At 62.3% G+C, this 6,123-nt stretch carries 4 protein-coding genes; all 4 read left to right on the forward strand.

Translation table 11 applies throughout. The features are described from left to right. The first annotated feature begins 322 nt into the window (after positions 1–322). Positions 323–622, forward strand: coding sequence for a helix-turn-helix domain-containing protein (locus Q4F91_RS12510; RefSeq protein ID WP_303338061.1), 300 nt, complete (start codon positions 323–325; stop codon positions 620–622). Positions 623–1,222: 600 nt separating this feature from the next. Continuing rightward, complete coding sequence (locus tag Q4F91_RS12515; RefSeq protein WP_303338062.1) at positions 1,223–2,335, forward strand: porin; 1,113 nt, start codon at positions 1,223–1,225, stop codon at positions 2,333–2,335. A 410-nt stretch (positions 2,336–2,745) separates the two neighbouring features. After that, on the forward strand, positions 2,746–3,879 hold the full coding sequence (locus tag Q4F91_RS12520) for a porin (protein ID WP_303338063.1): 1,134 nt from the start codon (positions 2,746–2,748) through the stop codon (positions 3,877–3,879). A gap of 686 nt (positions 3,880–4,565) precedes the next feature. Further along, the gene (locus Q4F91_RS12525; RefSeq protein WP_303338064.1) at positions 4,566–5,690 is read left to right on the forward strand and encodes a porin; all 1,125 of its coding nucleotides are present in this window, start codon (positions 4,566–4,568) and stop codon (positions 5,688–5,690) included. Positions 5,691–6,123 lie beyond the last annotated feature (433 nt).

A 6,123-nucleotide genomic window follows, 5' to 3' on the forward strand; every position in this document is an offset into this window, starting at 1 on the left:
TATCAAACGAGGCTAGAAAGGTCTTCTGAGTACTTCTGTTTTGCGTTCGCCGTGTGCTGCGCAGGGCCTCTCCCGCTCACGGTTTCAAAATCCCGGTCCGGGTTTTCCGAGGTCCGGAACAATGCCGCCCAAAAACTGTGCGAGGCGCTTCATCCGGAGTGCATTGCGCACTGCGGCGGAGCACTCCGGGGAGCCGCCGGGAAGGTGCCCGGGAGGCCTGCGGCCGGCCCCCGGCGTCCGCGGAAACTTTGCGGGCCGCGGGAAGTACGCCTTAAACTTTCACGCGGTGTCCCATTCCATCCCTCTCAAGAAGGAAAAACACATGTCCGCTTCCGATCTCTTCGGCTCCTTCCTCTCGAAGGACGCCTCCTCCATCCTCGGCGGCCTCGCCGAGAACCTCGGCTCGAACGTCTCCGCCGAGACGCTGCAGGCCTTCGCGGCGCGCCTCAACGAACTCCTCCAGCAGCGCGGCATCTCCCAGGAGTCGCTCGCCGAGAGCCTCAACGTGGCGCTCCCGACCGTGCTCGAGTGGCTGAAGGGCCAGTCGATGCCCAGCGCCCTCCAGCTCCCGCAGATCGCCGAGAAGCTCGGCATTGACTTGAAGAGCCTCCTCGGCAAGTAAGAAAGAGAGCAGGGTGAGGCGCGGCGGGAAGTTCCCGCGTCTCAGGCAGTGCTTTCGATGACGGGACCGTTCAGAAGCGGTCCCGTTTTCTTTGACTGGGGCCGGCTTGCGCCGGCCTCTCTATATATAGAGGGAGCTCGTCCGCGGGCGGCCCGGAAGCTGTGTGTTCGCCGCAACATGCCGGGGAGTTCCTTGCAGGAACCTCGGAAAACCCCGCGCGAAACCGCGGTCTGGCCATGGGCAAACCTGCGCGGGCGGTGCACGGAAGTGCAGGAAAACTTCGCCCCTTTCGATTCCCCGGGGCGGGGCGGAGATGCCCGGGACCTGGCCCGGCGACATGGCCGGAGCGGAGGCGGGAAGGACGGGAGCTCCAAATGTTCCGAGGAAAATCAGGGAGCGGATCCGGGGCCGCACGGACGGGAAGGGCGGTCCGTGAAGATGAGGGAGCTTTGTGCACGAAGTCGGCAGAAAAGTGAATTGCGGCGGCGGAGCCGAAAAATAGACTGACATCCGACTCCTCCGGCCGCCGGTTTCCCCCGGGCCACTTGCGCGGCGGCCGGACATCAAACTACCCCGGGATACATTGAGGAATTCTCAACCATGAAGAAGACTCTCCTTGCGCTCGCCTTCCTGGGCGCCTTCGCCGGCACCGCCGCCGCTGACGTCACGCTCTACGGCTCCGTCGACTACGGCTTCGCCTACAAGCACATCGACAGCGACGTCGCCGGCACGGACGCCACCGACACGTTCTCGATGGAATCCGGTCAGCAGGCCGGCTCCCGCTGGGGCCTGCGCGGCCGTGAGGATCTCGGCAACGGCTACGCCGTGGGCTTCATCCTCGAGAACGGCTTCACGGGCGACGACGGCCAGCTCGGCCAGGGCGGCCGCCTCTTCGGCCGCGAGGCTTCCGTCTCGCTCTACAGCCCCTACGGTCAGCTTTCGCTCGGCCGCATCGGCTCGATCAACCAAGGCACTTCCTCCTGGGGAAAGATCGGCATGATCTCGGCCTTCGGCACGAACTACGGCTCCTACGCCGCCCAGGCCGGCACGACGTTCAAGACCTCCCAGGTCTGGGACAACACGATCGCCTACCAGACGCCTGAGTTCGCCGGCGTCAAGGTCTACGCCCAGTACTCCATGGGCTCTTCGAACTCGACCAACGGCTACGTCGAGAACGAGTCCTCCACCGACCGCTACTACGTGATCGGCGCCACCTACGAGAACGGCCCCTTCGCCGGCTACCTCGCCGTCGACAGCACGAACTACAGGAGCTACAACAGCGGCGCCCGTCCGATCACCGGCTCGGTTGACGACAGCCTGACCGTCACCCTCGGCGGCAGCTATGACTTCGGCGTCGCCAAGGTCTTCCTCGCCGGCCAGTACTTCGAGGAGAGCGACTTCACCCCGATCGGCTTCTCGAGCGCCCTGCGTCTTGACGGCTACGGCGTGCAGGCCTCTGCCTCCATTCCGGCCCTCGGCGGCAAGTTCCTCGTGGGCGTCGGCTACACGGACGCCGAGTCCGCGGACAGCCAGACCGTGAAGTATGACTTCTCGCGCATCGTCGGCTCCGTCGGCTACGACGTGTTCTTCACGAAACGCACCGACGTCTACGCCGTCGCGACTTACATGCAGGAGTCCGTCGAGCAGTCCTCCGCGACCGATCTCGATCCGAAGGCCTACGCCGTCATGGTCGGCCTCCGTCACCGCTTCTGATGAGCTCATCGGTTCAGTCGGCTCTGCCCAAGGCTCGGATCCTGCGGGTTGAATTGGATCCGGCCGCGACTCTCACCGGCTGAGCCCTGATCTCACACAGACTCACGCCCCCGGAAGGACAGTTCCAGTCCTCCGGGGGTTTTTCCTGCGTCCGCGCCCGGTAGCACAACACTGTTGCGGACATGCGTGACCGGGTCCCGTTAATTGCCTCCGGCCGCGTCCGATCGTGTCCCGTCGATGGACCTGATAAGCCGCCGTGTATACACGTGCGGCGTGTCACAAAAGAGATTTCTCCCGCAGGTAGACTCCGCGCCTGACCACCTTCAGGCCGCGGAAGTTTTCCCAGGGTTCGCTCCCCGGCCTCAGGACCGCCGAAAACCCGAAGAAACCGGAGAAAGGAGATTCTCACCATGAAAAACACTTGTCTCGCGCTTGCGCTCCTCGGCGCCTTCGCGGGCTCGGCCGTCGCCGCCGACGTCAATGTCTACGGCAACATCGACATGGGCCTCAACTACACGCACCTCGACACCGACGAAGCCGGCAAGGACGCCACCGACACGCTCTCGATGAAGTCGGGCCAGCAGGGCGGCTCCCGCTGGGGCTTGAAGGGCCGCGAGGACCTCGGGAACGGCTACGCCGTGAGCTTCATCCTCGAGAGCGGCTTCACCGCCGACGACGGCGCGCTCGAGCAGGGCCGCCTCTTCCGCCGCGAGTCGAGCGTCTCGATCCATGCCCCCTGGGGCCAGGTGACGATGGGCCGCTTCGGCTCGATCAACCAGGGCACGGGCTCGTGGGCCAAGCTCGGCATGCTCTCCGCCTTCAGCACGAGCTACGGCAGCACGGCCGCCCAGGTCGGCACCATCTTCAAGGGCGCGTCGATGTACGACAACTCGATCGCCTACCAGACGCCGTCCTTCGCCGGCCTCAAGGTCTACGCCCACTACGCGATGGGCGACTCGGTCGACAAGAACGGCGACGAGGTCTCCGGCCGCGAGAACTCGTCCGCGAAGGACCGCTATTACCTTCTCGGCGCGACCTATAACAACGGCCCCTTCGCCGCGCTCCTCGCCATCGACTCGATCAACTACAAGAGCTTCAACGCCGACACGAACGCCGCGATCGCAAACGTCGAGGACAGCCTCGCCGTGACGCTCGGCGGCTCGTACGACTTCAAGGTCGCCAAGGTCTTCCTCGGCGCCAAGTGGTTCGACGAGCTGTCGTTTGACAGCGTCGACAGCAATCTCAAGTCGGGCAAGATCACGGGCTACGCCGTGACGCTCTCGGCCTCCGCGCCGGTCCTCGGCGGCAAGCTCATGGTGGGCGGCGGTTACACGGACGGCTCCGACGCCGACTCCGTGGGCTACGACGTCGACTTCACCCGCCTCGTGGGCTCGGTGGGCTTCGACTACGCGTTCACGAAGCGCACGAACGTCTATGCGCTCGCGAGCTGGATCAAGGACTCGGTGGAGAAGAAGACCGCCACGCCGGTTGACCGCGACCCGTCCGCCACGACGGTCATGGTGGGCCTGCGCCACCGCTTCTGATCGGTTTTCAGCGGTTCAGGCGGGCAGGGGCGCTCCTGAAGGAGAGGGACCTGCCAGGGCCCGCCGCCCGTCTGAACCCTGATCCCTGATGATGTTCCGGACCCCGGACGACTTCGGTCTCCGGGGTCTTCTGCTTTTTTAGGCAACCGGGGAAGGGCGGTGTGAAACATCGTTCCGGGTTCGGGATCGGGCCGCCCGAAGGTCTTCCGACACCGTTTTGTGGCCTTTCTGCCACAGATGAGCGTTCGAAAGTCCAATAAAAGCGGAGGATTTTTCGGAGGATCTGACACTCAGCTGTATTTATCCCTCCCTCTTTCTCAGTCGAAAGAACTAGGTGCTTAGTTGAGAATTGTTCGCAACTGTATGATGCGGCTGAAAAATCCAACAATGTTTCGCAACGACGGAATCCAATAAGCGTTTCCTTTGCAAGACTCAATTCTGTTGTTGTACACCCATGTTGGTGTAACACGAAAGGTACGACAAGACGCGACTTACGACGCTCTCAGACGCGATACGACATCCAATTGACTCCTTAGAGAGTCGGGTATTCTGAGATAGATACACAGAATTCCTTAGCGGGTGGTACGCTATTGGACTGATATTCGGGCCGCGCGGCTTTCCTGGCTTTCCGCGCGGCTGATTCCGTGAAGCCAGGGGGACCAAATCCAAAAAAAGGAACTCTCATCATGAAGAAGACTCTCGTTGCGGTCGCCATGCTCGGCGCCTTTGCCGGCTCCGCCATCGCTGCTGACGTCACCCTCTACGGCAACATCGACACGGGCCTCAACTATGAGCGCATCGACAAGGACAACAACACCGACACGACCAACACCTTCCAGATGAAGTCGGGCCAGCAGGCCGGCTCCCGCTGGGGTCTCAAGGGAAAAGAAGATCTGGGCAACGGCTATGCCGTGGGCTTCATCCTTGAGTCCGGCTTCGGCTCCGACGACGGCTCTCTTGAGCAGGGCCGCCTCTTCCGCCGTGAATCGAGCCTCTCGCTCTATACGCCCTTTGGGCAGGTCTCCTTCGGTCGCTTCGGCTCGATCAATCAGGGCGTCAGCTCCTGGGGCAAGATCGGCATGCTGTCGGCCTTCTCGACCGGCTACGGCTCCTATGTCGCCCAGGTCGGCACCACGCTGAAGACCGCCTCGGTCTATGACAACGCCATTGGCTACCAGACCCCGTCCTTCGCCGGCGTCAAGGTCTATGCCCAGTACGCCATGGGCAACACCAAGGAGAGCAGCACCGCTGCCACCGAGCTTGACGGCACGGAGAACAAGAGCTCGAAGGATCGCTACTATGTGATCGGCGCGACCTACAACAACGGCCCGCTCAACCTGTTCTTCTCGGTTGACTCCACGAACTACAGGAGCTGGGATGCGACGAATAACGTCAGCCGCGGCGATGTTGATGACAGCCTCACGGTCACGCTCGGCGGCAACTACAACTTCGGCGTTGCCAAGCTCCACGCCGGTGCGCAGTACATGGACGAGGTTTCGTTCTCCGGCATCCAGGGCTCCCTCGGCAAGGTCAAGGGCTACGGCCTGACCGTTTCGGCCTCCATCCCGGCCTTCGGCGGCTCCGCCCTTGTCGGTGCCGGCTACATGGATCTCGGCGAGGCTGACAGCAACGCGACCAAGTTCGACTTCTCGCGCTGGGTTGTTTCCGCCGGCTATGACTACATGATCACGAAGCGCACCAACGTCTACGCCGTCGCCTCCTACACGCAGGACACCTATGAGGTGACCGGCGCTGCTGACCGCGAGCCGAACGCCGCCACCGCCATGGTCGGTCTGCGTCACCGCTTCTAATTCCTGAATTCTTTCAGGAAGATCTGCTCTGAGCCCGCCGCCCCGTGCGGCGGGTTCGGGTGAAGATGAGGCAGTCGAAACCCGCCTCAGACAGGTCATCAGGTTTCTGAACGCCTGAAACTGTTCAGAGGGAAACAACGGAACGCCCCGGGGCTGTGAAAGGTCCCGGGGCGTTCTTTTTGGACTCTGTGGCGCTATTACAACAAGGAATGGCGCTGTCCTGAAGAAAAACAAGCGCTTTCCCGGAGAATCGCACAAATAACAGTACATCCCCCTCCTAAGCAGAAGCTGACATTCATTGCGCGAAAGTCCCTGTGTCCCTGCGCGACAGGGAAGTCCGGGCTGTCAGGTTGGAAGGAAATGCGACTGGGTATTGTTACTTAGGAACTGTAAGGAAATAAACTAGCTAACTTCGACAGGGTATGGTAAAATC

This window comes from Sutterella sp., assembly GCF_030539355.1.
In the GTDB taxonomy this organism is placed as follows: domain Bacteria; phylum Pseudomonadota; class Gammaproteobacteria; order Burkholderiales; family Burkholderiaceae_F; genus Sutterella.